Here is a 26577-nt window from a genome sequence, read left to right as displayed (position 1 = left end):
GCAAATCGGCTCAGATTCTCGCCGACGCCCAAGATACGGCTCCGGGCCGATATTGTTACGGCGCGCGTCACACGAGTTCGTGAATAAAGCGATGCCTGCGCAAGGCCTTAAGCAGGGCGATTGGTCGCGCTTGACCGCTGCGGCCCCCTTTTCCCACTATGAACCGGTGGTCGCGAGCCGCGACCAATGCGCCGGAGCGTTTTGCCGATGTTGCAGGCCTTGTTGCTGGGTCTTGTCATGCTCGCCGCTGCCGGCCCTACGTGGGCGGCGGGCGATATCGACACCTGCCGGAATTCCACAGCGGAACCGGTGGCGCGCCTCGCCGCCTGCGAGAGCGTGATCGCCGACGACAAGATCACCGGTCCTTCCCGCGCAGCCGCTTTCGGCTACCGTGGCGACTCCCTCATGAAGAAGCGCGATTACGATGGCGCGATCGCGGCGTTCACCGCCGCGCATGAGATCGCGCCGCAGAATATCAACATTATCAACGCGCGCGGCATTGCCTACAGCTACAAGGGTGACGACGAGCGTGCGCTCGCCGACTACGATCTCTGCCTGCAGCTTCGTCCGACGTTCGGCAGTGCCTACAACAACCGCGGCCTGATCTTCATGCGCAAGGGAGAGCTGCAGCGGGCGCTCGACGAGTTCAATCTGGCGGTCAAGCATATCTTCAACGATCAGAGCCGCTACCTGCACCATTACAACCGCGGCCGCCTGCAAGGATTGATGAAACAGTACGATGCCTCGCTCGCCGATTTCGCCGAGGCCCAAAGGATCAATCCCGACGGCTCGCAGGTTCCAGCCTACCGGTGCATTACCTACACCGGCATGGGCAGGTTCGACGACGCGCTCACCGATTGCGACGCCGCGTTGGCGAAATCACCGAACAACGTCTACGCGCTGACCAGCCGCGGCAATGCCTATCTCGGCAAGGGCAATCTCGATGCCGCGCTCAACGATTACAACCAGGTTCTCAAGATCAATCCGAACTATGTCCGCGCCTATGTCGGCCGCGGCCAGCTTTTCGAGAAACGCCGCAACCTCGCTGCCGCACGTGCCGACTATCGTTCAGCCGCCAATGCCGTGGCGGCAAGGCGCGAAGACATCGACACCACGCTGGCGCGCGGCATTGCCAAGGAGCGGCTGGAAGCCTTGCTGGGCACGGCTGCGCCGTCGTCTGCGGGCAAGGCCTCGCCGTTGCCGCCATCGCCGGCCGGGCCGCGAAAGGTCGCGCTGATCGTCGGCAACGGCGCCTACAAGAACGTGGCGCCGCTGGATAATCCGGCGCGAGATGCCAAGCTGATCGCGTCGACCTTTCGCGAACTCGGCTTTGCCACCGTGACGCTGGCGTCCGATCTCGGCCGGGACAAATTCTTCGCCTCGCTGCACGAATTCGGCCAGGAGGCCGAAAAGGCGGATTGGGCCGTCGTCTATTATGCCGGCCACGGCATGGAGATCGGCGGGGTGAATTACCTGATCCCGGTCGACGCCCGGCTGAAGGCCGATAGTGATGCGGAAACTCAGGCGGTCGCGCTTGAACAGGTGATCGCAGCGGTTGCGGGTGCGAAAAAATTGCGGCTCGTGATGCTCGACGCCTGCCGCGACAATCCCTTTGAAAAGACCATGCAGCGCACGATTGCGCTAAAACTGGTCAATCGCGGCTTCTCCAATATCGAGCCGGAAGCCGGCTTCATGGTCGTCTACGCCGCCAAGCACGGCGAGACCGCGCTCGACGGCGATGCCGCCAACAGCCCGTTCGCGACGGTGCTCGCGCGCGTCATCAAGGAACCGAGGATCGAGGTGCGAAAACTGTTCGACATCGTCCGCGATGACGTCTGGAAGGCCACCAACCGCACGCAGCAGCCCTTCACGTACGGCTCGCTGCCAGGGCGGGAGGATTTTTACTTCGTGGCGGGCAGATAGTTGATGGCGTCATTGCGAGCGACAAACGCGAAGCGTTTGCGCAAGGGAGCGTAAGCGACGAAGCAATCCATCTCTCCTCATGCGCGGAGGGATGATTGCTTCGCGGAGCCTGTCATCGGGCGCGCGTTCGCGCGACCCGTTGGCTCGCAATGACGCGGCTATACCGTCTACACCACCACGCTCAGCCTTTTCGCCGCGCGCGTAATCCCCGTATAGAGCCACCGCGCCCGGCTGTCCTGAAACGCAAAGCTCTCGTCGAACAGCACGACATCGTCCCATTGCGAGCCCTGCGACTTGTGCACCGTCAGTACATAGCCGTAGTCGAACTCGTCATAAGGCTTGCGTTGCTCCCACGGCATCGCCTCAATGCCGCCTTCGAAGCAATCCTGGCGCACCGAGACCTTGGTGACCTTGTGGCCGAACTCTTCGTCGGGCGAGAGCCGCATGCTCAAGATCTGTGATTTCGACCGCGGCTGGGTGCGCGACTTCACGCGCCACAGCCCGCCGTTGAACAGACCCTTCTTGCGGTTGTTGCGCAGACACACCAGCTTGTCGCCCGCGACCGGCAAGGGGTCCTCGATGTGCTGCTTCTGGCGCACGCGCATGTTGTAGGCGCGGCGGGTGTTGTTGCGGCCGACCAGCACCTGGTCGGCGCTCATCACGCGGTCGGGGTCGAGCTCGCTGCGCGGCACCACCTCGCTCTCGCCATGGCGGCCGATTTCGAGTTCGCGGCCCTCGCGGATATCCATCGACATCCGCACGATCGGGTCGTCCTGCGCCTGGCGATGCACTTCCGTCAGCATCGCATCGGGCTCGCAATTGGTGAAGAATCCGCCGCCCTGGATCGGCGGCAACTGCGCGGGATCGCCGAGCACGAGCAGCGGACAATCGAACGACATCAGATCGCGGCCAAGCTCGGCGTCGACCATCGAACATTCGTCGATCACGATCAGCTTGGCCTTGGAGGCCGGCGCGTCGTCCCACAGCTCAAAACTCGGCTGCTCGACGCCGGATTCCTTGGCGCGGTAGATCAGCGAATGGATGGTGGAGGCGTTGTCGCAGCCCTTGTTGCGCATCACCAGCGCCGCCTTGCCGGTAAAGGCCGCATACTTCACCCCGCCGTCGACGCCTTCGGCGATGTGGCGCGCCAGCGTGGTCTTGCCGGTGCCGGCATAGCCGAACAGGCGGAAGACGGGCGGCGTGCCGTTGCGGCCGGGCTTTGCCTTCAGCCAGTCGGCAACGGCCTTCAGCGCGGAATCCTGATGCGGCGTGAACGTGGTCATGGGGTCCGGATGGAGAGAAGGGCGGAAGGCCGCGACTCAACATAGGCGTAAGCTAACCATTCGCGCGTTCCATGCAAGACAACTTCCGTGGTGCGGAATTGCCATTTCGCTACCAAGGCTGGACTTGCGATTTGCCGAGAATACACTGCCCGAAAACAACAAGCGTTTTGGGAGGCGTCATGAAATTCGGCATCTTTTACGAGCTGCAACTGCCGCGCCCATGGCAGGAGGGCGACGAACTCCGGCTCTACCAGAATGCGCTGACGCAGCTCGAGACCGCCGACCGGCTCGGCTATGACTACGCCTGGGTTGTGGAGCATCATTTCCTCGAAGAATACTCGCATTCGCCCGCTCCCGAGTCCTTCCTCGCCGCCGCCAGCCAGCGGACCAAACAGATCCGGCTCGGCCACGGCATCTTCCAGCTTACGACAAATCATCCCGCGCGCGTCGCCGAACGCGTCGCGGTGCTCGATCTCCTCAGCAATGGCCGCTGCGAATTCGGCATGGGCGAGAGCGCCTCGATCACCGAACTGACGCCGTTCGGCCGTGACATGGAAACCAAGCGCGAGGTGTTCGAGGAAGCGGTCCAGGCGATCTTCCCGATGTTCACGAAAGTGGGCACCGAGCATCACGGCAAATATTTTGATATCCCCCTGCGCAACGTGGTGCCGAAACCGGTCCAGAAGCCGCATCCGCCGCTGTGGATGGCGTGCTCGCAACTGCCGACCATCGAACGCGCCGGCGAGAACGGCTTTGGCGCACTCGGCTTTCAGTTTGTCAGCGCGGACGCGGCGCATGCCTGGGTGCATGCCTATTACAACGCGATCACCAAGCGGCTGAAGAAGCTGGCGGACTACGAGATCAATCCGAACATGGCGCTGGTGTCGTTCTTCATGTGCGCCAAGACCGACGAGGAGGCGCGGGCCCGCGCCGACGGCGCCACCTTCTTCCAGTTCGCGTTGCGCTATTACGGTGCGTCGCAGAACCGGCAGCGGCCGGATCCCGGCACGGTCAACATGTGGGACGAGTACAACAAGTGGAAACGCGACAATCCCGAGGCGCAGGAGGCGGCACTGCGCGGCGGCCTGATCGGATCGCCGGAAACCATCCGTAAGAAGTTGCGGCGCTTCCGCACCTCCCACATCGACCAGGTGATCCTCCTCAACCAGGCCGGCAAGAACACCCATGAGCATATTTGCGAGTCGCTCGAACTGTTCGCCAAAGAGGTGATGCCCGAATTCCAGAACGATCCCGAGCATGACGCCTGGAAGAAGGGGGTGATGAGCGGCGCGATCCAGCTTGAAGAGATCGATACCGAAGCCTTCAAGGACCGTTACGGCAAGCTCGCGATCAATGTCGCGCCAACGCAGAAGGTCGCGGCGGGATAGTGGCTTCGGCGGATATAGAGCTGGGGCGGCGCGATGGGAGGGATCGCGCCGCGCCCTTGGCGCGGGCTGTCAATTCGAGTTTGCGGCTGCCGTAAAGCTGCGATCGACCGCCTTGTTGACGTCGAGCTTCTTCGCAAGAATTCCGTAGCGGGTGGCGCGGTCGGATGCTTCCTGAACTTCCTTGACGATGTTTTCGTCGATCGCGATCGGGCTGGTGCGTTGCGCCTTGTAGGCGCTCAACAGCACGTCTTCGGGAAGCTTGGTGAGCTCGGCGGTATTCTTCGCGTATTCAGGCAGATGATCCAACGACCATAGCCGCGCCTTGTTGAGACGCTGCACGAGATCCTGCACTGCCGCTCGCTTGGTGGCGATGGCGCTATCGGATGCGACGATGAAGGTGACGGTCGGCGTCAGGCCTTCACCGTTGGCAATAACCCGCGCATTGTCCTTGAGCGTGGCATAGGACACGTAAGGCTCCCAGACCGCCCATGCATCGATCGAGCCGGCGACCAGCGCGATCTTTGCGTCCACCGGCCCTAGCGGCGCGAAGGTCGCTTCCTCAACCTTGTGTCCGGCCTTCTCCAGCGTCGCATTGATCAGGAATTGGCCCCAGCCGCCGCGCGTTCCGGCGAGGCGCTTGCCTTTGAGGTCGGCGACAGACTTGACCGGCGAGTCCTGGCGGACGAGGATCGCCTGCGTCCTGGCATCGGAGCGGGTGCCGCCGATGGCCTTGATCGGGGCGCCGGCCGCGTACACCGTCAGGAACGAGAGGTCGCCGGTGTAGCCGACATCGAGCGCACCTGCGTTCAACGCTTCCAGGATCGGAGCGGCAGCAGGAAACTCCGACCATTCGATCTTGTAGGGCAAATCCTTCGCATAGCCCGAGATTACGAGCAGGGAACGGTTGCCGCCCTTCTGGTCGCCGACGCGGAGCGTCACTGTTTCCGCGGCCAGTGCGGATGCGGCAATCGCCACGCCGATTGCCGCACTGAACAAGGTCGCACCGATGCGACGAAGGCGCGTACGGGCGCGCGATTCAAGTGTGGTTGCACTCATGTTTTGATCTTTCTCATTTCATCCGCTGCATCGCGTGGGCGCAATCAGCGATGCACAAAGCCTACGAGCGACCGAAGCGCAGTCAATGAAATGGCTGACTGAATTGCGTTGTGACGTCGCAATGAATCATTCGTTCGAATTCATTGTCGTGAAACGAAATCGCATGCAGTGTAGTTGGCGCTTAAATACTGTGCAGCAAGTAGCCGCGATAGGTGTTGGAATCGTGTCGTCGAACTTTCGCTCAGCGTAGCGATCGATAGACAAAGTCACAGCGCCGTGAAGCGCTGGATGCGGTTCCGATTGAGCGTGCTGCGGGAAAAATTACCGTCGCAATCAACCATCCAACAATAAATGCGTTGTGTCATTGTCGAATGACAGAACGTGCGTCGTTATTTTTTGCAGGTGCTCGACAGTCTAAGCCGACGATCCCATCATCCAGACATCGCATGATCGCGCGACATTGCGCGCATGATCGTCAGGAGTTTTGGAATGAAGCGTCGGGAGTTTCTCGGATTGTCGGTTGGAGGCGCAATTGCTGCGCTGTCGCGAGCAGAGGCGCAAACAACCGTCAAGGAAATCAGGATTGGCTACCAGAAGACCGGCGTGCTGGTGATCGCGCGGCAGCAGGCCGTGCTCGAGAAGCGGTTTGCCGGCAGGCAAATCGGCATCAAATGGATCGAGTTCACGTCGGGGCCGCCGTTGCTGGAAGCCATGAGCATCGGCAGCGTCGACCTCGGCGCCGTCGGCGATACGCCGCCGATCTTCGCGCAGGCTGCGAACGCCAATATTGTTTATGTCGCGGGATCGCGGATCACCAACGGGCAGGGCATTCTCGTGCCCGCCAATTCCGGCATTCGCACCATAGCCGACCTGAAGGGCAAGCGCGTCGGATTTACCAAGGGTAGCAGCGCGCACAACGTGGTGATCGCCACGCTGGAAAAGGCTGGACTGACCTATGAGGACATCACGCCGGTCTATCTGACGCCGCCCGACGCCGGACCGGCCTTCGCCAACGGCAGCATCGAGGCCTGGGCGATCTGGGATCCGTATTTCGCGATCGGCGAGAAGCGCCAGAACGGCCGGATCCTGATCAACGCCTATGAAGTCGCCAAGACCAACTCGTTCTATCTGGCCAACCGCGATTTCGCGAATGCCCATGTGCGGGAAACCCGCGAGGTGATCGATGGCCTGGCGGAGGCCGCGCGCTGGGCCGAGGCCAATCGCGCCGAGGTCGCCAGCGCGCTCGCGGCGGTCACCGGCGTGCCGCTCGAGGTCCAGACCGTCGCGGCCAACCGCGCTTCATTCCTGATCGGCCCCGTGACCGACGAGATTGTCACGACGCAGCAGGCGGCCGCCGATCGCTTTCACAAGCTCGGCCTGATTCCGAAGCCGATCGCCGTGCGCGACATCGTCTGGCGTCATACGCAGAGCTGAATTCCAAACAAGAGGACGCAACAAATGACGCGTTTGTTTCAACGCTTGCTCGCGAGCGCCGTGCTGTCGATCAGCATGGTCGCCGCGACCGTCGGCGCTTCCTACGGCCAGGACAAGGTGGTCCGCATCGGCTTCCAGAAGTACGGCAAGCTGGTGCTGCTCAAGAGCAAGGGCACGCTGGAGGAGAAGCTGAAGTCCGCCGGTTACAAGGTGGTGTGGACGGAGTTTCCGTCCGGCCCGCCGCTGCTCGAGGCGCTCAATGTCGGCGCGATCGATTTCGGCAACACCGGCGAAGCGCCGCCGATCTTCGCGCAGGCGGCCGGCGCGCCGATCCAGTACGTCGCCTATGAGCCGCCGGCGCCGAAAGGCGAGGCGATCCTGGTGCCGAAGGACAGCATGCTGAGTTCGGTCGCCGATCTGAAAGGCAAGAAGATCGCGCTAAACAAGGGCTCCAACGTTCACTATCTGCTCGTCAAGGCGCTGGAGAAGGCCGGCGTCAAATATTCCGAGATCGAGCCGGTGTTTCTGGCGCCAGCCGACGCCCGCGCGGCGTTCGAGCGCGGCGCGGTCGATGCCTGGGTGATTTGGGACCCGTTCCAGGCTGCCGCCGAAGCGGCCACCGGCGCGCGTACGCTCGCAGACGGCAGCGGCATCGTCTCGAACTATCAGTTCTATTTCTCGTCAAAGAAGTTCCTGGAGAGCGACCCGAAGATCGTCGATGTTGTATTGGCGCAGCTCAGCGAGGTCGACGACTGGGCCAAGGGCGACATCCATGCTGTCGCCGAACAACTTGCGCCGGCGATCGGGCTTTCCGTTCCGGTCGTCGAAATCGCGCTCAAGCGGCAATCCTACGGCATCAAGCCGATCACGGAGAGCGTGGTCGCCGACCAGCAGCAGGTCGCGGACACCTTCTTGGCGCTTGGGCTGATCCCGAAGCAAATCAAGATTTCTGACGTGGCCCGGAGGTCCGGATCGTGAGCACGCAACAAAGCGCCAACATCCTCTGGTTCCTGCCGACCCATGGCGACGGCCGTTATCTCGGCACCACCACTGGCGGACGCGAAGTGAACTTCAACTACCTGCGCCAGATCGCGCAGGCCGCCGATCAACTCGGCTATTTCGGCGTGCTCTTGCCAACCGGGCGAAGCTGCGAGGATTCCTGGGTGGTGGCTTCGGCCGTGGCGCCGTGGACCGAGCGGCTGCGTTATCTCGTGGCTGTCAGGCCCGGACTGCAATCGCCGAGCGTTGCCGCCCGCATGACGGCGACGTTAGACCGGGTGTCGAACGGACGTCTGCTGATCAATGTCGTCACCGGCGGTGATCCCATCGAGAACAAAGGCGACGGCATTTTCCTGTCGCATGATGAGCGTTACCAGGTGACGCGCGAGTTCCTCAACGTCTACAGCGACCTGCTCGCGGGCAAGACTGTCAATGTCGAGGGCAAGCATATCCGAATCGAGGACGGCAGATTGCTGTTCCAGCCGGTGCAGTCGCCGCGGCCGCCACTTTATTTCGGCGGATCGTCGGATGCCGGCGTCGACGTCGCCGTCGATACCGTCGACAAGTACCTGACCTGGGGCGAGCCGCCGGCGCAGGTCGCCGAAAAGGTTAACCGGGTGAAGGCCGCAGCGGCGGCGCGCGGGCGAAAGCTCTCGTTCGGCATCCGCTTGCATGTGATCGTGCGCGAGACCAATGCGGAAGCCTGGAAGGCGGCGGACGAATTGATCCAGCACGTCACCGATGAGACGGTCGCTTCGGCGCAAAAGATCTTCTCGCGGATGGATTCGGTCGGCCAACAGCGCATGTCGGAGCTGCATGGCGGTCGCCGTGACAAGCTCGAGATCAGCCCCAATCTCTGGGCCGGCGTCGGCCTGGTGCGCGGCGGCGCGGGCACCGCGCTGGTTGGTGATCCCGAGACGGTCGCGGCGCGGATCAGGGAATATCAGGATATCGGCATCGATACCTTCATCATGTCGGGCTATCCCCATCTCGAGGAAGCCTATCGCTTCGCCGAATTGGTGTTTCCGCTGCTGTCGCTGAACCAGCAAAACAACGTCACGCCGATCCGCGTCAACACCGGGCCGTTCGGCGAAACCATCGGTAACGAATACCGGCCGCAGAAACAGGCATCGCAATCATGAGTCTGATCGACAGTCTTCCGCGCGTCGGCGCACCGAAATTGCCGCGGATCGACGGCTTGATCCCGTGGATCGTGCCGCTCGCGATCATCCTGATCTGGCAGCTTGCCTGCGTCACCGGCTTCGTATCGGCACGCGTGCTGCCAGCGCCAAGCGACGTCGCGCTGGCGGGGTGGAAGCTCCTCTTGTCAGGCGAGCTCGCCCGCAACATCTGGGTCAGCTTCTGGCGCGCCAGCATCGGATTTCTGATCGGCGGCAGCATCGGCTTCACGCTCGGCCTTGCCAACGGTCTGTCGCCGACCTCCAGCAAGCTGACAGATACGACGCTGCAGATGGTGCGCAACATCCCGCATCTTGCATTGATCCCGCTCGTCATCCTTTGGTTCGGGATCGATGAATCGGCAAAACTGTTTCTGGTCGCGCTCGGCGTGTTCTTCCCGATCTACCTCAACACGCTGCACGGCATTCGCACCGTCGATCCGCAATTGATCGAGATGGGCCGCATCTATGGCATGACCGATGGCGAATTGTTCCGCCGGGTAATCTTCCCGGGCGCGTTGCCGTCGATCTTCGTCGGCGTGCGCTTCGCGCTCGGTATCATGTGGCTGACCCTGATCGTGGCCGAGACGATCGCCGCGTCATCGGGTCTCGGTTACATGGCGATGCAGGCCCGCGAGTTCATGCTGATCGACGTCGTGGTGCTGTCGATCCTGATCTATGCGTTGCTCGGAAAACTGGCCGACAGCGCCTCGCGCGCGCTGGAACGGCTGACGCTGTCCTGGCATCCGGCCTTCCAGAAACACTGAGGACAAGAAATGCAAGAAGCCCTTCGTTTTCGTTCCCTGGATGCCGAGCCGGTCAAGCGCACGGATTTTGTCGAACAGGCGCGTCAGTTGCGGCGCAGTCCGGAAGCGCAGGCCCGCGGGCTTTCGCTGACCATCCGGGGATTGCGAAAATCCTTCGGCGACAATGAGGTGCTGCGCGGGATCGACCTGCATATTCCCGCCGGCCAGTCGGTCGCGATTGTCGGCCGCAGCGGCTGCGGCAAGAGCACGTTGCTGCGGCTGATTGCAGGTCTGGAGACCATCACCGCCGGCACGATCAGCCTCGGCGAGGACGCGCGCCCGGAAGACGTCCGCGTCATGTTCCAGGAGCCGCGGCTGCTGCCGTGGGCGCGGGTGCTGTCAAATGTCGAGGTCGGTCTCGGACGCGAGCGAAGCTCGGCCGATGCACAGGCTCGGGCCGAGAAAGCGCTGGCCGAGGTCGGTCTCACGGACAAGCGAACCCAGTGGCCGGCGGTCCTGTCAGGCGGACAGAAGCAGCGCGTGGCGCTGGCCCGCGCGCTGGTCAGCCAGCCGCGCGTGCTCGCCTTCGACGAGCCGCTTGGCGCGCTGGATGCGTTGACGCGCATTTCGTGCAACGGCTGCTCGAACGGGTCTGGCACGATCAGGGCTTTACCGCGATCCTGGTGACGCACGACGTCGCCGAGGCCGTAGCCCTGGCCGATCGCGTGCTTGTCATCGAGGACGGCCGCATCGCCGAGGATTTCAGCGTCGATGTTCCGCGTCCGAGGCAGCGCGGTTCGGCCGAACTGGCGGCGCTGGAAGGCGCGATCCTGAAAAATCTGCTGGAAGGTACGGAAGATACTTCCGACCTGTGAGGTGCTCATGAACTCCATTGTTCGTTCCGTGTCGATCGATTCCGAGGTTTCCTCCGGTGACTTTCGCAGTGCGATGCGCCGACTGACGGGAGGCGTCAGCGTCATCACCGCAGGTATAGGCTGGGACATCTCGGGCATGACGGTTACGTCGGTGTCGTCACTGTCGGTCGATCCGCCAGCTTTGATCGTCAGCATCAACCGGGAATCTTCATCCTGGCCGCTCGTGAGGCGGTACGGCTTCTTCGGCGTCAACATCCTGACCTCGGACCAGATCGATATCGCCGAACGCTTTACCGGCAAGGACGGGCTGAAGGGCGCCGAACGCTTCGCCAGCGCACATTGGACGACGCGTGTATCAGGGGTGCCGCTACTGACAGACGCCCTGGCAGTGATTGATTGCGAAGTCGAGGACGTTGTCGAACGGCATTCGCACGCGATCGTCATTGGGCGGGTGCTGGATATTGCGGTTTCGACCCGAACCGCGGCGCTGGCCTACTGGCAGGGGCGCTATGTCGCCATTGATCAGGACGAGGATGCGGCGAAGCTTGCCGAGGTCAGCGTGCCGGTGCGGAAGGCCGCACGGAAGATCTGACGGAATTGCTCTGCGGCCGACCGGCGCCATCGGGCTGGCTTTTTCGCTGCGGCCGATCTAAACCCGGCGAATGAAGCGTCTCGCAACCTGGACATTTTACGCAGTCGGCGCGCTCGCGATTGCCTATCTCGCGCTGTATGCCTATGCGGTTTTCACCGGGCGCGACCTGCAGCCCGGCGATCCCATTCACATTTTCCGCAAGCCCGACGCGCCAAGTTACTCCGCCCTTTCAACGTCATTGCGAGCGTAGCAAAGCAATCTATCTTCCCGGCGAGGAAGTATGGATTGCTTCGTCGTTCGCTCCTCGCAATGACGGAGGCGGCGTAAAGCCTAGCCCGCCGTCATAAACCGCTGATGCTCCCCCGCGCCGGCCGGCGTGATCGGGATACCGCCGTCGGCATATTCGTTCAGCTTGTTGCGCAGCGTGCGGATCGAGATGCCGAGGATGTTGGCGGCATGGGTCCGGTTGCCGAGGCAGTGTTTCAACGTCTCCAGGATCAGGTCGCGCTCGACGTCGGCGACGGTGCGGCCGACCAGAGCACGTGTGACCTGTTCGGCGGCAAAGGTGGCGTGCGCCACCGCGGGCGCAGTCTTGGCGAGATCGAGGCGGTCGCCGTCGGGAGTGACGATAGCGTCCGGCCCGATCTCGTCGCCCTGCGCCATCAGCACCGAGCGGTGGATGGTGTTTTCGAGTTCGCGGACGTTGCCCTGCCAGCGGTTCGAGGTCAGCACCCGCCGGGCATCGGCGGAGATGGGACGCAGCGGCACGCCATTAGCCTCGGCGTACTTTTTGGCAAAGTGCTGCGCCAGTTCAAGGATGTCGGCCGGGCGGTCGCGTAAGGGAGGAATCTTCAGATTGACGACGTTGAGGCGGAACAAGAGATCCTCGCGGAAGGTGCCGTCGCGCACGGCCTCAGAGAGATTGCGGTTCGAGGTCGCGATGATACGGATGTCTACCGGCACCGGCTTGGTGCCGCCGACGCGGTCGATGACGCGCTCCTGGATCGCGCGCAAGAGTTTCGATTGCAGGCGGACGTCCATTTCGGAGATTTCGTCGAGCAGCAGCGTGCCGCCGCTGGCCTCCTCGAACTTGCCGATGCGGCGGGCGACGGCGCCGGTGAAGGCGCCTTTCTCGTGGCCGAACAGTTCGGACTCCAGCAAGTGTTCGGGGATCGCGGCGCAATTGATCGAGATGAAGGGGCGCTTGGCACGGTTCGAGCGGGAATGGACATAACGCGCCAGCACTTCCTTGCCGGTGCCGGATTCGCCGGTGATCATGACCGAGGCATCCGAGCCCGCGATCTGCTGTGCCAGCTTGATCACCTTGCCCATGGCTTCGTCGCGATAGATCAGATCACGTGAATCATTGGCGACTGCGGCGAGCACGGCGGCGATCAGTTCCGGATCGGGCGGCAGCGGGATGTATTCCTTGGCGCCGGCGTGGATCGCGGCGACCGCGGCGCGGGCGTCGTTGGAGATGCCGCAGGCCACGATCGGCACGTGGATGTGTTCGGCTTCCAGCCGCATCACCAGGTCGCGGATGTCGAGGGCGACGTCGACCAGCAGCAGGTCGGCGCCCTTGCCGCCGCGCAGCACGGCCATCGCCTGTTCGATCGCTTCGGCGTGGGTCACGGAAGCCCCGTTTGCCATCGCGATCTTGGTGGCGGTCGTGAGTTGGCCCTTCAATGTGCCAACGATGAGAAGCCGCATGTCTGTCTCCTGTCCGTCTGTTCGCGTCGTTCGAGCGCGTGTCGCCAAAATTGTTAGCTGCGTTCGGCCTTGATGATTTCCGTCATGGTCACGCCGAGCTTGTCTTCCACCAGCACCACTTCGCCACGCGCCACCAGGCGGTTGTTGACGTAGATGTCGATGGCCTCGCCGACGCGGCGATCGAGTTCGAGCACAGTGCCGGGGCCGAGCTTCAATAACTCGCCGACATCCATCTTGGAGCGGCCGAGCACGGCCGAGACCTGCACCGGCACGTCGAACACGGCTTCGAGGTCGGCTGCGATGCGCGAGGCCTGTTCGTCCTCGTTGTAGGCGAGGTCGTCGATCGGCGGCGCGTCCGCGGCGTTGAGATCGGGTAGCGGTACCTGTGCGTCGGTGTCACTCATGGTTCAGTCCTCATGGCCTTCACGTTCCGGCCTGGTCGCGGGACGCCAGATAGCGCCCGACGAGTTCGCTGATCTTCGCTTCGATGGCCGCGCGTTCCAGCACCACGCCGCCGTCGGCCCATTCGATCCGGCAGTCGCCGGTGGCGATGCCGGGCTCGGCCAGGATCACCAGCCGGCCCTCGAAACCGCTTTGGGATGCCTGCCGCTCGATCTTGTCGCGGGCAGCCTCGTAGAGCTGGTCACTGATGCGAACGACGAGATGCGGGGTCGCAACCAGATGCGAGAAGCAGTCGCTGACCAGCGCCATGATCTCGCCGAGCGGCTCGCGGGCGACCAGTTCGGTGCACAGCTTGCGCGCCACTGCGACCGCGACATCGACAGCCTCGGTTTCCATTCTGGCTTCGATGCCGGAGAAGCGCGTGGCGATGCCCCTGATGGCGATGCCAATCTCTTCCAGCGCCAGCGCCGAGCGACGGTCGCTTTCCACCTTGGCCTCGTGCTGGGCCGCCTCGTAGCCGGCGCGGTAGGCACGTGCCTCGGCCTGCGCGACCTTTTGCGCGATCTCGGCGGCGGTCGCGGCACGCTCGCGCGTCTTGTCGGGCGCGGCGAAGTCGGTGTCGAACAGGAATTTTGCGGGCGCGGCCATCAGTACACCAACTCGTCGTCGGCGCGGTTCTTGGTCAGGGTGATTTCGCCCCTGGCCGCCATGTCCTTGGCGAGGTTGACGAGCAGTGCCTGCGCCTCGTCGACGTCACGCAGCCGCACCGGTCCCATCGCGGCCATGTCGTCCATCAGCATCTTGCCGGCGCGCGAGGACATGTTGCCGAGGAAGAAGGCGCGCACCTCCTCGTTGGCGCTCTTGAGTGCGATGCCGAGCTTGTCCTTGTCGACGTTGCGCATCAGCGTCTGGGCCGAGGCGGAGTCGAGCTTGATCAGGTCATCGAAGGTGAACATCAGCGCCTTGATGCGCTCGGCGGATTCGCGGTTTTCCTCTTCCAGCGAGGTGATGAAGCGGGTCTCGGTCTGGCGGTCGAAATTGTTGAAGATTTCGGCCATCACCTCATGCGCGTCGCGGCGCCGGGTCTGCGACAGGTTGGACATGAATTCGGTGCGCAGCGTCTGCTCGACGCGCTCGATGACTTCCTTCTGCACCGCTTCCATCTTCAGCATGCGGCCGACCACGTCGAGCGCGAGATCTTCGGGCAGGATCGCCAGCACGCGCGCGGCGTGCTCCGGCTTGAGCTTCGACAGCACCACCGCGATGGTCTGCGGATATTCGTTCTTGAGGTAGTTGGCGAGCACCTCTTCCTGGACGTTGGAGAGCTTCTCCCACATGTTGCGGCCGGCGGGGCCGCGGATTTCGTCCATGATGCCGGTGACGCGCTCGGACGGCAGATATTGCTGCAGCAACCGCTCGGTGGCGTCGAAGGTGCCCATCAGCGCGCCGGACGCCGACATCCGCGACACGAATTCGAGCAGCAGGTCTTCCACCACGTCGGCCTCGACGGTGCCGAGCGTCGACATGTGGATCGACAGTTCGCGCACCTCGTCGTCGTCGAGCAGCGACCACACCTTGCCGCCATATTGCTCGCCCAGCGCCAGCATCAGGATGGCGGCGCGCTTCGGGCCGCTCAGCGGCTGGCCCTTGGGCCGGTTGCTCTGACGGCTCGCCAGCGCCGAGATGACGGTGGTGATGTCGTTTGCGTTTGAGGTTTGCGGTACTGCGGCCATGTCAGCTCTCGGCGGGTTCGCTCAGCCACTGGCGAACGATGGAAGCGGTTTCGTTCGGATTACGTTCGGCCAGTTCGCCGACCCGGTGCACGGCCTGGGCGTGGACCTGGCCCTGGACCTGGGCGACGTCGATCAACTGGGCGGTGCCGCTGGTGCCGGCGATCAAGGCCTGATTGGGACCGAGTTCTCCGTTCGGCCCGTTGCCCTCGATCAAGGCCGGCGCCGGTTCGGCCAGGGCCGGGATGACTTCGGCAGCCAGGATGCGTTTGACCAGCGGGCGGATCACCAGGAACAGCACCACGAGGCCGAGCAGCATCATGACGCCGAGCTCGATGACGTACATGACGTCATCCTTGGTGAACTGCAGCATGCCGAGCAGACCGGCGGGCTCGACAACCGGCGGAACGGTGGGGGCTTCGGCAAAGCGGAGGTTGACGACCTCGACCTGGTCGCCGCGCTTCTGGTCGAAGCCGATCGCCGAGCGCACCAGGGTGGCGATACGGTCGAGCTGCTCCTTGCTGCGGTCCTGATAGACCATCTCGCCTTTTTCGTTCTTGGTGTAGGCGCCGTCGACCAGCACCGCGACCGAGATCCGGTTGACCCGACCGGCCTCGGTGACCTCGGTCTTGGTGGTGCGGGAAATCTCGTAATTGTTGGTCTCTTCGCTCTTCTTGCTCTGGTCGCGGGCGGTAGCCGTGCCGCTGTTGGCCTGGTTGCCGGGCAATTCGTTGTTGACGGTCACCTGGCCGCCGTCGCCGGCGCTGGCGGAAGATTCCTCGCGGGTCTGGGTCGAGCGCAGCACGCGGCCCTCGGGATCGAACTTGTCCGAGGTCTGGGTGACCTTGTTGTAGTCGAAATCGGCGGTGAGCTGGACGCGGGCGCGGCCCTGACCGACCACTGAAGAGACGATCGCCTCGACTTCGTTGCGCATGCGCTTCTCGAAGGCGGTGCGGCGCTCGTCACCGATGGCGATTTCGGCATCCTTGGTGGCGCCGTCGGCTAGCAGGCGGCCGGCCTCGTCGACGATTGAGACCCGCTGCGGCTTCAATCCGTTGACGGCGGAGGCGACGACATGGCGGATGGCGCGGATCTGCTGGGGTTCGAGGCTGCCGCGCACCCGCACCACGATCGAGGCCGACGGCTCCGGCGCTTCACGCGCGAACAACGGCCGTTCCGGCAGCACCAGATGGACGCGGGCGGCCTGGATGCGGTCGATGGCGCGGATGGTGCGGGCGAGCTCGCCCTCCAGCGCGCGCAGATGATTGATGTTCTGGACGAAGCTCGTGGTGCCGAGCGCGTCGGACTTGTCGAAGATCTCGTAGCCGACGCCGCCGCCCTTGGGCAGATTGGCTTCGGCGAGTTTCATCCGCAGCCGCGTGACCTTGTCCTTCGGCACCATGATGACCGCGCCTTCATTGCGCAGCTCGAAGGGAATGGCCTGGCGTTCCAGATCCTTGATGATGCTGGAGGAATCTTCAAAGGAGAGGTCGGTGAACAGGGTGGTCATCTGCGGCGTCGTGACGCGCATGATGACGAAAGCGAAGAAGCCGATCAGGGCGGTGGTGACCGCAACCATGGCCATCAGCCGTGCTGCGCCGAGGCCTTTCAAGAAAGCAACGAGACTTTGCACCAACTGCCCCCAGGGTTTCGGCCCCAAGGACCGACTGGGCAATTATTGCCTAGGGGATGGTTTCCATATGGTTAACAACCACTAAAGCCGCCCCGAATAGTTCCGGCATGAAAAAAACCGGCTTCGTAAAACGAAGCCGGTTTTCATCAAATCTTTTGATTCAGGAGAGCTTACTGGCGATATTGCTGGATCCGAGTGGTCCGCAAGCCTGCCAGACCATGCTGGTCGATGGAAAACTGCCAGGAAAGGAACTCGTCGACCGTCAGGGTATAGCGGCTGCAGGCCTCTTCGAGGGAAAGCAGGCCACCGCGGACCGCGGCAACGACTTCTGCCTTGCGGCGGATCACCCACCGTTTGGTTCCGGGCGCTGGCAGGTCAGCAATTGTTAACGGACTGCCGTCAGGCCCGATGACGTATTTTACCCTCGGGCGATGGGGTTCTGTCATGGCGTACTCACAAACTCTCAACCACTGAACTCACGGTAGTAAATCTACGCCCCTCGGCTTAAAATTTGCCTAAGCATACGGCTCCAATACGAATCTCCTTGAAAATGACCGAAAACGGCTTCGGCCCGGGCTTCCGGGGACGCAATTGCGTTCACTCGGAGGCTGCCGGGCCGGGAAGGCCGGGGTGCTGGGGGGCTGGCCGGTGCGCTAGCTGGAGGTGCTCGGGCGGACCACTCGCTTGATCTTGTCGGTGGTGTAGCTCTGGCCGCCGATCGACAGCAGCGGCGGGGAGGAGGTCAGATCGACCGAATCCACGATGCCCTGCACTTCGGTGGAAATCGCGACGTTGTTGCCTGAGCTGTCCTTGCCGGTGGCGGTCAAGGTGTAGGTGCCGGCCGGCCACTGCACGCCGTCATTGCCCTTGCCGTCCCAGACGAAACTGGAGCCGCCCTTCTTCAGCGTATAGTTGCCCGTATAGGCGGTCTGTCCCGCCGAATTGGTGATGGTGATCGTCGCGCTGGTGTCTTTCTCGGAATTGAAATTCCAGGTCGCCGATTTGTTGAATTGTGCCTTGCTGCCGTCGACGGCAACGGTGTTGCCGACATAGACCAGCGCCTGCGTCGCTTGGGCGCTCTTTTCGATTTCCACCAGCGCCTTCAACTGCTCGTTCGACTTGAGCTGCTGCTCGATGCCGGCAAACTGCACGAGCTGCTGAGTGAACTGGTTGGTGTCGAGCGGATCCATCGGATTCTGGTGCTGAAGCTGCGTGGTCAGCAGCGTCAGGAAGGTTTGGAAGTTATCCGCAATCCCCGCCGTCTTCGTCGAGGACGTAGTGTTGCTGGTGGTGGTATTGGTCCCGGGCGCCGAGACGACCGTCGTCGGCATGGTTGCATCGACTGCCATGGCGAACTCCTTTAAACTAAACCCTGATATCGACGCCGCCGCTCGCGCCGAGCATGCGGCCATAGCTGCGGCCGGCGACGACGGCCGGCACGCTGTCTTCCTCGCTGACGACGAGGCGATGCGCATTTGGATTTGACTGGTTGCCGTCGTTCTGGCCCTGCGAGGACTGATCGCGCAGGCTGAACTGCAAGCCACCATTGCCGGTCGAGAGGCCGGCGTTATCGAGCGCACGCTGCAACTGGTTGGCGTCCTGACGCAGCATCGACAGCGTTTCCGGCCGTTCGACGGTCAGATGCGACGTCACCTGGCCGTGGCGATCGACATCGATGCGGACGTCGATGCGGCCGAGTTCGGCGGGATCGAGCCGGATTTCGAAGCGGGTCTTGCCGCTCCTGGCGGACGCGGCGATTTCCATCGCAAGCCCGCTGACCGGCACCGCGGCGCTCGTCGCTGCCGTAGCGGTGAGTTGGCTAGCGGCTGCAGCCGTCGTCGTGGCAGAAGTGGCCGATTGCTGCGTCTGGATGGAAGCCTGCAGGCCGTTGCCGGACGCGTTGAGCGGCGTCTGGCCGACGATATCAGGAGCGGCGAAATGCGTGGTGGTGTTGGCGTTGACGTTCGCGGCCGATGGCGCGACGGAATTGCCTGACGCATCGGCCTTCGCGGCGTCGGCGATGCCGTTCTCGGAGTTCGGCTTTCCTGCGGCTTCGGCGGCCGCCGTGACGGCGGGCACGGTGGTATCAGCGGCAGGTGCTGCGGGTGCGGCGGTGTCGGTGGTTTTGGTCTGCTCGACGACCGTCGTCGCGCCTTTCCTGGCGAGATCGGGGTTCTTGAGCTGTGCGGAAGGTTTGGTGCCGGCGGCAGGAGTCGCGGCGACCGTTGACGCGGCCTGAGCGATGCCCGTCGTGACGGACGGGTCGGCGGATATGGTCTGGGCGCTGACGGCCTGACCGACGCCGCCCTGCGCGCTGGCCTTGGCGCCGTCCGCTTGCGTGGTGTTTGCGGCGGCGAGCGCGGTGACGGTGGCTTCGGTGCCTTCAGCGGCGGTAGCCGCTGGCGCGGTCTCGGCGGCGAGCGAAGCGGAGGCGGCGATCGCAGCCGCCGCGATGGCAAGCGGCGCGGTCGCCTTGTCGGTTGTGGGTGTCGTCGAAGCCGTCGGCGCCGGCGCTGCAGCGGTAGAGATGGCGACGGCAATCGCGTCGGCCGTCAACGTTGCATCCTGCGTCGTCTCGGCCTGATCGGTGGCCGCGGAAACATCGCCGGAAGAGGCCTGCGTCGTCTCGTCCGATTTCGCCTTGTCGGACTTCGGCGCGTCGGACTTCGATTTGGTCTTTACGTCTTTGGTCCCGGCCTCGGCATTGGTATCGACGTCGCCGTCGTCGTTTGCCTTGTCGCCGCGCGTCTTGTCGTTTTGTGTCTTGGCCGCCGCGTCGCGAGCATTCGAATCATTGCGCGCGGCCTTGTCGGGAGCGGCAGCATTGTCGCGCGAGCGGTTGTCGGAGGCCGCTGGCGTGTCGTCGGAGCGGCGCGGGGCGGGCGCCGTATCAGGTGCGCGATGGCTGTCGCGGCTCGCCGCCGTATTGCTGTCGACCAGCGCCGCGAAGCTGTCGTTTCCGGCGGACGGCTCGGCATCCGGACGGGCGGACCGCGCTGCTGCGGTCTGAAAAGATGCGTTTGCCGATACTTCTGACGTGACACTAACCACGGGCAACCCTCGCGCTGAGCTCTCCGCTATCCTTCAGCAAGGACCGGGCCACCTGCCGCGGCAAAAAATATCGTTATATTTCAATTGCTTACGAATACTTCGGCCGGAAGTCAGCGCGGGACCGCGGCCCCCTTTTCTGCCCGGCGGCAAGATTTGCCGTCCTGGACACGCTTCAAAATGCGGGTCGGCTGATTGCCTCACGGGAATACGGCCTATATTAAAGAGCGGCGCCCGATCCGGCCCGGTATGGCCGAATGACGCCCTAAGGCCTTATATGCAAAAGGCTTTTCAACCCTGTTCCGCGAACCGCCCGGCGCGCTCGCGATTGAAGTCGATGACCCCTGGCATGCGAAACAGTCTGGATCTCGAAGGCCGCCCGCAGGACACACGGGTCGTGGTCGCCATGTCCGGCGGCGTCGACTCGTCGGTGACGGCTGCCTTGCTGAAGTCCGAGGGCTACGACGTGGTCGGGATCACGCTGCAGCTTTACGATCATGGCGCGGCTACCCATCGCAAGGGCGCCTGCTGTGCGGGCCGCGACATCCATGACGCCCGCAACGTCGCCGAACGGATCGGTATCCCGCATTACGTGCTCGACTATGAGAGCCGCTTCCGCGAATCCGTGATCGACAATTTTGCCGACAGCTACGCGCTCGGCGAAACGCCGGTGCCCTGCATCGAATGCAACCGCTCGGTCAAATTTCGCGACCTGCTGGCGACCGCGCGCGAACTCGGCGCGCAGGCGCTCGCAACCGGGCATTACGTCGCCTCGCGCCGCCTGGCCGACGGATCGCGGGCGCTGGTGTGCGCTGCGGACGCCGATCGCGACCAGAGCTATTTCCTGTTCGCGACCACGCGCGAGCAGCTCGATTATCTGCGCTTCCCGCTCGGCGACATGACCAAGCCGCAGGCGCGCGAACTGGCGCGGCGCTTCGGCCTCGAAGTCGCCGACAAGCAGGACAGCCAGGACATCTGCTTCGTGCCGACCGGGCGCTATACCGACATCATCGGCCGCCTCAAGCCCGGCGCGATCGAGCCGGGCGACATCGTCGATCTCGATGGCCATGTGATCGGCCGCCATCAAGGCATCGTTCATTTCACCGTCGGCCAGCGCAAGGGACTTGGCATCGCCTCCGGTGCACCGCTCTACGTCCTCAAGCTCGATGCGGCCAGCCGCCGCGTCGTGGTCGGGCCGCGCGAGGCGCTGCGGATGGATCGCATCCGCCTGCGTGACGTCAACTGGATCGGCGACGGCGCGCTCGACCGCGTCATCGGTGACGGCATCGAGATGTTCGTGCGGGTGCGCTCGACGCGTGCGCCGCAGCCGGCGTGCTTGCGCGCAGTCGATGGCGGTTATGAGGTCGAACTCGTTGCCGGCGAAGAGGGCGTATCGCCCGGCCAAGCCTGCGTGTTCTACGATGCGCCTTCCGGACAGGCGCGGGTGCTCGGCGGCGGATTCATCAAGAGCGCGACCGCACGCCATGTGGCGGCGAGGGCAGGGGCGCAGGAAAAGACCGCGCCGCTCGCCGAGGTGATGCGCACTTAAAGAAAATCGGGGCAGAGGAAATGGCTGGGGACATCGACCGCGAAAGGGTCGAAAAGGCTTATGGGCGCTGGGCGCCGGTCTACGATCTGGTTTTCGGCAAGGTGTTCGACGAGGGCCGCCGGTCGACCATTGCGGAGGCTGACAAGATCGGCGGACGCGTTCTCGATGTCGGTGTCGGCACCGGGCTATCGCTGTCGGAATATTCGCGCAATACCAAATTATGCGGCGTCGACATTTCCGAGCCGATGCTGCGGCGTGCGCTCAAGCGCGTGCGCGAGTTCGGCCTGACCAATGTCGAGGCGCTCGCGGTGATGGACGCCAAGAATCTTGCGTTCCCGGATTCGTTTTTCGACGCAGTGGTGGCGCAATATGTCATCACCGCGGTGCCGGATCCGGAGCGGACGCTGGATGATTTCATCCGCGTGCTGAAGCCGGGCGGCGAACTGATCCTGGTCAATCACATCGGCGCCGAAAGCGGGCCGCGCCGGATGTTCGAACTGGCGTTCGCGCCATTGGCGCGCCGGCTGGGCTGGCGGCCGGAATTTCCGTGGGAGCGCCTGACCAACTGGGCTGCCAAGCATGGCGGCGTCACCTTGACCGAACGGCGGCCGATGCCGCCGATGGGACACTTTTCGCTGATCCGCTTTCGGAAATCGTGAACGCATAGCGTTTTCGAGCGAAGTGGCTGCCGGTTCGCGTCAAGAAATCGCGTCAAACAAAGAACGCGACAATCTAGCCGCGGAACCTCCGCGAGCGCGGGCCGTTTTCCTTGCATGGCAATGAAACGCGCCTTTTTGATCTCGTGTGTGTGGGCGGCGACGGCCAGCATGGCAGTTGCACAGGCACCGCCGACCCCGGCCACGCCGCCGGCCCAGACCGCGCCCCCGTCGCCTCAGCGCGCGGCCAATTGCGCGCCGATGCAGCCGTTGCCGAACTCCGGCGAGAAGGTTCCGGAGGGGACGACGACCGGCCAGCGGGCCGAACCGCTCGGCGACAAATTGGCCCGTTCGGATGGTGTTTTGTGCCCACCTCCCGGCATCGATCCTGAAATGCACGCGCCGGCCCCCGACGCCGGCAAGACGCCGGTGATTCCGCCGCCCGGCAGCCCCGGCGGCGACCCGACAATCCGGCCAAAATAGCGCTATGCAGAGGCTTGGTTAGACCGCTGGCTTTGCTTGACAGGTCCTCGACCCACTCCTTATATGCCGCGCGTTCGCGAATGCGGTATAGTAGGCCGTGACGGTGAACCGTGGCGAGGTAGCTCAGCTGGTTAGAGCACGGGAATCATAATCCTGGGGTCGGGGGTTCGAGTCCCTCTCTCGCTACCAAATCTACGATTCTGCACGCCTGCCTACGATTTTCAGCGATTTCGTCCAATTGCCGCGAGTGGTGCGCGGCTAAGTTGCCTTCAATCATGAGGGCGGATAGTGGCTGGGCTTCAATGCCGCGTAGCTGATCGCCGACGCCTTTAGCACCCGCAATGTAATGTGATCCAGGCGGATCTTTCGACCCATACGCAGGCGCCGACTGCCGGTCCACGACATCGCTGCGACGTTTGGAAAATCCCGCTGAGCCATACCAGGTGCGGGTGATGGCGGCCGGCCATTTGGCTCGCATTGCTGCCCCCGGAATAGGCCATGGCGCGGTCACACGGCCTCCATCTTGCTGTGTCCTACCAAATGGCAGGTTCGGGGAATTGGGAGCAAGCGCAGCATGCGGGCAGGGTGGCTGGGGTTTGCCGGGCGGTTTTTCGGTGTCCTGTTTCTTGTGAGCGTCGTGGTGTCGCCCTGCGGCGCGGGTCCGCAGGAAATGCTGACGCTGATGCAACGCATCACGGCGCTTGCAAAAGAGGGCACCTACGGCGAGGCGGTCAGTCTTGCGAGGAAGCTCCAGAGCGAGGCCGAAAGAACGTCCGGGCGTCAGTCGCCTTTGACGGCAACGACACTGGTCGTGCTGGGCCAGGTGCTGCAGACGCAAGGCGAAACCGCCGAAGCCGAAAGTGTCCTGAAAAGAGCGCTTGCCATCCGCGAGAAAAGCCTCGGTCCAAATCATCCCGATGTTGCGGCCGTGCTCGTCACGCTAGGCCAGATCGAGCTGGGCCAGAACCGGCTGAATGACGCCGAGCGCGATATTATGCGCGCGATTGGCATCAATGAGCGTGCACTGGGCCCTGACCATCTCACGACGGCGCTGACGCGCATGCAGCTCGTCAATCTCCGTCACCGTCAAATGAAGGAGACGGAGGCGCTCGATATTTTCAACGGCGCGCTGGAAGTCTTCAGGAGGTCTCCGGGGCAGGCGGACATCATGATCCCGGTGACCCTGAGCAACATCGCCGAAGTCTATCGGGCCCAGGGCCGGCTGCAATTGGCGGAGACGCGCTTTGCCGAAGCGCTCGATCTCCAGGAAAAAAAGCATGGCGCCGACAGCATCTATCTGGCGGCCACGCTCAATAATCTCGGCGAGCTCCGTCGCGCCCAGGGGCGACTTCAGGAGGCCGAGCAACTGGCCCGGAGGACCCTGGCCATCCGCGAAAAAGCGCTGGGTCCGGACCATTCCGACGTCGCAGCGAGCCTCAACAATCTGGCGTTGGTGTTCTCGCGCGATGGCAGGGAAGCCGAAGCCGAGGGCCTGCTTGCCCGCGCGCTTGCGATTCACGAAAAGGCATTTGGAACGACGCATCCGACGGTGGCGACGGCTCTGAACAATCTTGCCGAAGCGTGGATGCGTCTGGGGCGCACGCAGGAAGCCGAACAGCTCTTCCGGAAATCGCTGGCCATTCGCGAGAGGAGCCTCGGTGCGACCCATCTGGATGTTGCCGTTTCTCTCGACAATCTCGTGGCGCTGCTTGGCAGCGGCGATCGTTACGCGGAAGCGGAACCGCTGGCGCGCCGGTCGCTTGCCATACGCGAAGCCGCGCTCGGCGGTTCTCACCCGCTCCTCGCAAGCAGCCTCAACAATCTAGCTGTGGTGCTGGACAGTACCGGGCGGCCGCAGGAGGCCGAGCCGCTGCTGAAACGGGCGCTGAACATGCGCCTGCAGACGCTCGGCGATGCGCATCCCGACGTCGCCAACAGCATCGTCAATCTCGGCGCACACTATCTCGATGTGAAGGATTGGCGGCAAGCCCACGATGCGTATGCCCGGGCGGCGGCCATCCAGAACAGCCGCGGCGCCACGGAGTCTAGCGAGGAAAGGGGCCGGAGCGATCTGAAAGCCCATGAAGACACCAATCCGTTCCCGGGATTGATCGTCGCCGCCTACAATCTCGCAGGCGCCTCCGATGGCGGGCGGGCCAGCGTGCTGCGATCGCAGGCGTTCGAGGCGGCGCAATGGATCGGCGACGAAAAGGCGGCGCGAGCGATTGCCGGAATGTCGGCCCGCATCGCAAAAGGCAGCGGGGATCTGGCGGCGCGCGTTCGCGAGCGGCAGGACCTCGACGAGCAGGCAATCGCCACCGACAAGATGCTGGTCGCGGCCCTCTCGCAGCCTGATGCCGCGCGCAACAAAGTGGTGGAGCAGGCGCTTCGCGCCCGAGCCTCGGCCATCGCCGGCCAGATCCGGCAACTGGACGACAAGATCCGCACGCAGTTTCCGGACTATTCGGCGCTGGCCACCAAGGCTCCCATTTCGATCGAGGACGTTCAGAAGCAGCTCCATCCGAACGAGGCCTTGCTGCTGTTTACGACGACCTTGCGCTTCACCTTTGTCTGGACGGTGACGCGTTCGGACGTGCGGTGGCACGCTGCCGATATCGGCGAGAAGCAGCTCGCCGATACGGTCGGCATCTTGCGCTGCGGCCTCGATGCGGAAGCGTGGCTGGACAAGGCGTCCACATGTCCGGAAAAACTTGGCCTGAAGCGCCCACTGGCGGCACGCGAGCCATTGCCGTTCGACCAGGAGCGGTCCTTTGCGCTCTATCGGGCGTTGCTCGGCCCGGTCGCCCGCGACATCGACGGCAAGGAACTGATCCTGGTGCCATCAGGTCCGCTGGCCATGCTGCCTTTCGGGACGCTGCTGACCGACAAGCCTGCGCCGGACGCCGGCAAGGACGGCGCGAACGCGGACCTTTCGAAAGCGCCCTGGCTGGTCAAGCGATTTGCGACGACCGTCTTGCCCTCGGTCTCCAGCCTCAAGGCGCTGCGCCAGATCGCGCAGAAGAGCAGCGCATCGAAGCCGTTCCTCGGCTTCGGCAATCCCTTGCTCGATGGAGATGGCCGCAGCGATCTTGCGGTTGCGCGCGCCAGGCTGACGCGCCAGATCCAGAATTGTGCAGCCATTCCAGCGCAAGCAAGCCAGGTCGCGCAAAGAGGTTTTCGCACGGTCACCGCGCTGTCCGGCGGCACCGCCGATATCGAGCAGCTCAGGCGCCAGATGCCGCTACCGGAAACCGCGCTTGAATTGTGCTCGGTGGCAAACAGTTTCGCGCCGGTCAAAGGCGACGTCTATCTCGGCAATAGCGCTACCGAGACGAAGATAAGGGCGCTCAGCGAAAGCGGCGACCTCGCAAAATATCGTATTCTGCATTTTGCGACCCATGGCGCGCTGGCCGGGCAGGTGAATGGATCGATCGAGCCGGGACTGATCCTGAGTCCGCCGCCGACCGCTACACAAGCCGATGACGGCTATCTCTCGTCGTCGGAGATTTCGGGCCTCAAGCTGGATGCCGATTGGGTGGTTCTGTCGGCCTGCAATACGGCTGGCGGTCAGGCTTCCAATTCAGAGGCCTTCTCTGGTCTTGCGCGCGCATTTTTCTATGCGGGCACGCGCGCTTTGCTGGTCTCGCACTGGGCGGTCAGCTCCGACGCTGCGGTCGCCATCACCACCGGCACCATCGATGCCATGAAGGCGGGTCCCGATGTCGGCCGCGCCGAGGCGCTTCGCCGCTCGCTCTCGGCCTTGATCGCGAAGGGCGGCGAGAACGCGCAACCCGCCATATGGGCGCCTTTTGTGCTCGTGGGGACCGGCAGCCTCTGATGGTGCTCCTGGGAGGCAAAAGCAGCATGCAACGTCGATCCGCGACTTTCCGCT

Annotated in this window: 22 protein-coding genes, 1 tRNA gene and 1 pseudogene; 14 read left to right on the top strand and 10 right to left on the bottom strand. The window is 63.6% G+C overall.

Going from position 1 to position 26577, the window contains the following annotated elements; all coding sequences use genetic code 11:
- Positions 1-207: 207 nt before the first annotated feature.
- Positions 208-1923 carry a caspase family protein gene (locus ACH79_RS02490; RefSeq protein ID WP_202639166.1) on the top strand — a complete coding sequence of 572 codons (1716 nt, stop codon included), beginning with the start codon at positions 208-210 and terminating at the stop codon, positions 1921-1923.
- A 167-nt stretch (positions 1924-2090) separates the two neighbouring features.
- Here ACH79_RS02490 and ACH79_RS02485 read toward each other — a convergent pair whose 3' ends face one another.
- Positions 2091-3206: an ATP-dependent RecD-like DNA helicase gene (locus ACH79_RS02485; RefSeq protein WP_161849605.1), complete on the bottom strand. Its 1116-nt coding sequence runs from the start codon at positions 3204-3206 to the stop codon at positions 2091-2093.
- A gap of 179 nt (positions 3207-3385) precedes the next feature.
- On the opposite strand from ACH79_RS02485, the gene ACH79_RS02480 reads away from it, so the two are divergent.
- Positions 3386-4594, top strand: a complete 1209-nt coding sequence (locus tag ACH79_RS02480; RefSeq protein ID WP_161849604.1) for an LLM class flavin-dependent oxidoreductase — start codon at positions 3386-3388, stop codon at positions 4592-4594.
- Between the two features lie 69 nt (positions 4595-4663).
- Here ACH79_RS02480 and ACH79_RS02475 read toward each other — a convergent pair whose 3' ends face one another.
- Entirely contained in the window at positions 4664-5650 is a 987-nt protein-coding gene (locus ACH79_RS02475; RefSeq protein WP_161849603.1) for an ABC transporter substrate-binding protein, read from the bottom strand.
- 489 nt (positions 5651-6139) lie between these two features.
- On the opposite strand from ACH79_RS02475, the gene ACH79_RS02470 reads away from it, so the two are divergent.
- The 7 genes and pseudogenes from ACH79_RS02470 (at position 6140) to ACH79_RS02440 (ending at position 11724) form a co-directional block, all read left to right on the top strand.
- Complete coding sequence (locus tag ACH79_RS02470; protein WP_161849602.1) at positions 6140-7084, top strand: sulfonate ABC transporter substrate-binding protein; 945 nt, start codon at positions 6140-6142, stop codon at positions 7082-7084.
- 24 nt (positions 7085-7108) lie between these two features.
- Positions 7109-8062, top strand: a complete 954-nt coding sequence (locus ACH79_RS02465) for a sulfonate ABC transporter substrate-binding protein (protein WP_161849601.1) — start codon at positions 7109-7111, stop codon at positions 8060-8062.
- Entirely contained in the window at positions 8056-9225 is a 1170-nt protein-coding gene (gene ssuD, locus ACH79_RS02460) for an FMNH2-dependent alkanesulfonate monooxygenase (RefSeq protein WP_371419442.1), read from the top strand. The genes ACH79_RS02465 and ssuD overlap by 7 nt, the downstream gene beginning before the upstream one ends.
- On the top strand, positions 9222-10028 hold the full coding sequence (ssuC, locus tag ACH79_RS02455; RefSeq protein ID WP_161849599.1) for an aliphatic sulfonate ABC transporter permease SsuC: 807 nt from the start codon (positions 9222-9224) through the stop codon (positions 10026-10028). Before ssuD ends, ssuC begins: the two co-directional genes overlap by 4 nt.
- A gap of 9 nt (positions 10029-10037) precedes the next feature.
- Positions 10038-10882 (top strand): annotated as a pseudogene (locus ACH79_RS02450) (ATP-binding cassette domain-containing protein).
- Positions 10883-10889: 7 nt separating this feature from the next.
- Positions 10890-11474, top strand: coding sequence for a flavin reductase family protein (locus ACH79_RS02445; protein ID WP_161849598.1), 585 nt, complete (start codon positions 10890-10892; stop codon positions 11472-11474).
- 70 nt (positions 11475-11544) lie between these two features.
- Positions 11545-11724, top strand: a complete 180-nt coding sequence (locus tag ACH79_RS02440; protein WP_161849597.1) for a hypothetical protein — start codon at positions 11545-11547, stop codon at positions 11722-11724.
- Between the two features lie 80 nt (positions 11725-11804).
- Here the strand turns inward: ACH79_RS02440 and ACH79_RS02435 are convergent, their stop codons facing one another.
- The 8 genes from ACH79_RS02435 to ACH79_RS02400 all read right to left on the bottom strand — a co-directional run bounded on the left by ACH79_RS02435 (position 11805) and on the right by ACH79_RS02400 (position 20000).
- A complete protein-coding gene (locus ACH79_RS02435; RefSeq protein WP_161849596.1) occupies positions 11805-13184 on the bottom strand; it encodes a sigma-54-dependent Fis family transcriptional regulator in 1380 nt (459 codons plus the stop codon).
- Between the two features lie 53 nt (positions 13185-13237).
- Complete coding sequence (gene fliN, locus ACH79_RS02430; protein WP_108521346.1) at positions 13238-13588, bottom strand: flagellar motor switch protein FliN; 351 nt, start codon at positions 13586-13588, stop codon at positions 13238-13240.
- Between the two features lie 19 nt (positions 13589-13607).
- A complete protein-coding gene (locus ACH79_RS02425) occupies positions 13608-14234 on the bottom strand; it encodes a FliH/SctL family protein (protein WP_161849595.1) in 627 nt (208 codons plus the stop codon).
- A complete protein-coding gene (gene fliG, locus ACH79_RS02420) occupies positions 14234-15319 on the bottom strand; it encodes a flagellar motor switch protein FliG (protein WP_161849594.1) in 1086 nt (361 codons plus the stop codon). Before fliG ends, ACH79_RS02425 begins: the two co-directional genes overlap by 1 nt.
- Position 15320: 1 nt before the next feature.
- Positions 15321-16949, bottom strand: coding sequence for a flagellar basal-body MS-ring/collar protein FliF (gene fliF / locus ACH79_RS02415; RefSeq protein ID WP_161849593.1), 1629 nt, complete (start codon positions 16947-16949; stop codon positions 15321-15323).
- Positions 16950-17119: 170 nt separating this feature from the next.
- Positions 17120-17395, bottom strand: a complete 276-nt coding sequence (locus ACH79_RS02410) for a DUF1153 domain-containing protein (RefSeq protein WP_002714638.1) — start codon at positions 17393-17395, stop codon at positions 17120-17122.
- 207 nt (positions 17396-17602) lie between these two features.
- Positions 17603-18298 carry a flagellar hook assembly protein FlgD gene (locus ACH79_RS02405; RefSeq protein ID WP_161849592.1) on the bottom strand — a complete coding sequence of 232 codons (696 nt, stop codon included), beginning with the start codon at positions 18296-18298 and terminating at the stop codon, positions 17603-17605.
- Positions 18299-18314: 16 nt separating this feature from the next.
- A complete protein-coding gene (locus ACH79_RS02400) occupies positions 18315-20000 on the bottom strand; it encodes a flagellar hook-length control protein FliK (RefSeq protein WP_161849591.1) in 1686 nt (561 codons plus the stop codon).
- 346 nt (positions 20001-20346) lie between these two features.
- Here ACH79_RS02400 and mnmA point away from each other — a divergent pair, with 346 nt between their 5' ends.
- The 5 genes from mnmA (at position 20347) to ACH79_RS02375 (ending at position 26523) form a co-directional block, all read left to right on the top strand.
- Positions 20347-21546: a tRNA 2-thiouridine(34) synthase MnmA gene (gene mnmA, locus ACH79_RS02395; RefSeq protein WP_161849590.1), complete on the top strand. Its 1200-nt coding sequence runs from the start codon at positions 20347-20349 to the stop codon at positions 21544-21546.
- A gap of 20 nt (positions 21547-21566) precedes the next feature.
- Positions 21567-22205, top strand: a complete 639-nt coding sequence (locus tag ACH79_RS02390) for a class I SAM-dependent methyltransferase (RefSeq protein ID WP_161849589.1) — start codon at positions 21567-21569, stop codon at positions 22203-22205.
- Positions 22206-22373: 168 nt separating this feature from the next.
- On the top strand, positions 22374-22685 hold the full coding sequence (locus ACH79_RS02385) for a hypothetical protein (RefSeq protein ID WP_371419353.1): 312 nt from the start codon (positions 22374-22376) through the stop codon (positions 22683-22685).
- 112 nt (positions 22686-22797) lie between these two features.
- Positions 22798-22874, top strand: a tRNA-Met gene (locus tag ACH79_RS02380).
- 385 nt (positions 22875-23259) lie between these two features.
- A complete protein-coding gene (locus ACH79_RS02375; RefSeq protein WP_161849587.1) occupies positions 23260-26523 on the top strand; it encodes a CHAT domain-containing tetratricopeptide repeat protein in 3264 nt (1087 codons plus the stop codon).
- Positions 26524-26577 lie beyond the last annotated feature (54 nt).

Origin of the sequence: Bradyrhizobium sp. CCBAU 051011 (assembly GCF_009930815.1) — a bacterium.
Lineage (GTDB): Bacteria > Pseudomonadota > Alphaproteobacteria > Rhizobiales > Xanthobacteraceae > Bradyrhizobium.
Note: the sequence above shows the minus strand (reverse complement) of the source record. Positions and strands in the feature narration are given on the sequence as shown.

What these genes read in the sequence shown, in the direction of transcription:
- fliN (WP_108521346.1), bottom strand. Translation starts at nt 13,588, where the DNA reads ATGAGTGACACCGACGCACAGGTACCGCTACCCGATCTCAACGCCGCG.
- ACH79_RS02470 (WP_161849602.1), top strand. Translation starts at nt 6,140, where the DNA reads ATGAAGCGTCGGGAGTTTCTCGGATTGTCGGTTGGAGGCGCAATTGCT.
- ACH79_RS02390 (WP_161849589.1), top strand. Translation starts at nt 21,567, where the DNA reads ATGGCTGGGGACATCGACCGCGAAAGGGTCGAAAAGGCTTATGGGCGC.
- mnmA (WP_161849590.1), top strand. Translation starts at nt 20,347, where the DNA reads ATGCGAAACAGTCTGGATCTCGAAGGCCGCCCGCAGGACACACGGGTC.
- ACH79_RS02375 (WP_161849587.1), top strand. Translation starts at nt 23,260, where the DNA reads ATGCGGGCAGGGTGGCTGGGGTTTGCCGGGCGGTTTTTCGGTGTCCTG.
- fliG (WP_161849594.1), bottom strand. Translation starts at nt 15,319, where the DNA reads ATGGCCGCAGTACCGCAAACCTCAAACGCAAACGACATCACCACCGTC.
- ACH79_RS02385 (WP_371419353.1), top strand. Translation starts at nt 22,374, where the DNA reads ATGGCAGTTGCACAGGCACCGCCGACCCCGGCCACGCCGCCGGCCCAG.
- ACH79_RS02425 (WP_161849595.1), bottom strand. Translation starts at nt 14,234, where the DNA reads ATGGCCGCGCCCGCAAAATTCCTGTTCGACACCGACTTCGCCGCGCCC.
- ACH79_RS02435 (WP_161849596.1), bottom strand. Translation starts at nt 13,184, where the DNA reads ATGCGGCTTCTCATCGTTGGCACATTGAAGGGCCAACTCACGACCGCC.
- ACH79_RS02475 (WP_161849603.1), bottom strand. Translation starts at nt 5,650, where the DNA reads ATGAGTGCAACCACACTTGAATCGCGCGCCCGTACGCGCCTTCGTCGC.
- ACH79_RS02405 (WP_161849592.1), bottom strand. Translation starts at nt 18,298, where the DNA reads ATGGCAGTCGATGCAACCATGCCGACGACGGTCGTCTCGGCGCCCGGG.
- ACH79_RS02440 (WP_161849597.1), top strand. Translation starts at nt 11,545, where the DNA reads ATGAAGCGTCTCGCAACCTGGACATTTTACGCAGTCGGCGCGCTCGCG.
- ssuC (WP_161849599.1), top strand. Translation starts at nt 9,222, where the DNA reads ATGAGTCTGATCGACAGTCTTCCGCGCGTCGGCGCACCGAAATTGCCG.
- ACH79_RS02485 (WP_161849605.1), bottom strand. Translation starts at nt 3,206, where the DNA reads ATGACCACGTTCACGCCGCATCAGGATTCCGCGCTGAAGGCCGTTGCC.
- ACH79_RS02465 (WP_161849601.1), top strand. Translation starts at nt 7,109, where the DNA reads ATGACGCGTTTGTTTCAACGCTTGCTCGCGAGCGCCGTGCTGTCGATC.
- ACH79_RS02445 (WP_161849598.1), top strand. Translation starts at nt 10,890, where the DNA reads ATGAACTCCATTGTTCGTTCCGTGTCGATCGATTCCGAGGTTTCCTCC.
- ACH79_RS02410 (WP_002714638.1), bottom strand. Translation starts at nt 17,395, where the DNA reads ATGACAGAACCCCATCGCCCGAGGGTAAAATACGTCATCGGGCCTGAC.
- ACH79_RS02490 (WP_202639166.1), top strand. Translation starts at nt 208, where the DNA reads ATGTTGCAGGCCTTGTTGCTGGGTCTTGTCATGCTCGCCGCTGCCGGC.
- ACH79_RS02480 (WP_161849604.1), top strand. Translation starts at nt 3,386, where the DNA reads ATGAAATTCGGCATCTTTTACGAGCTGCAACTGCCGCGCCCATGGCAG.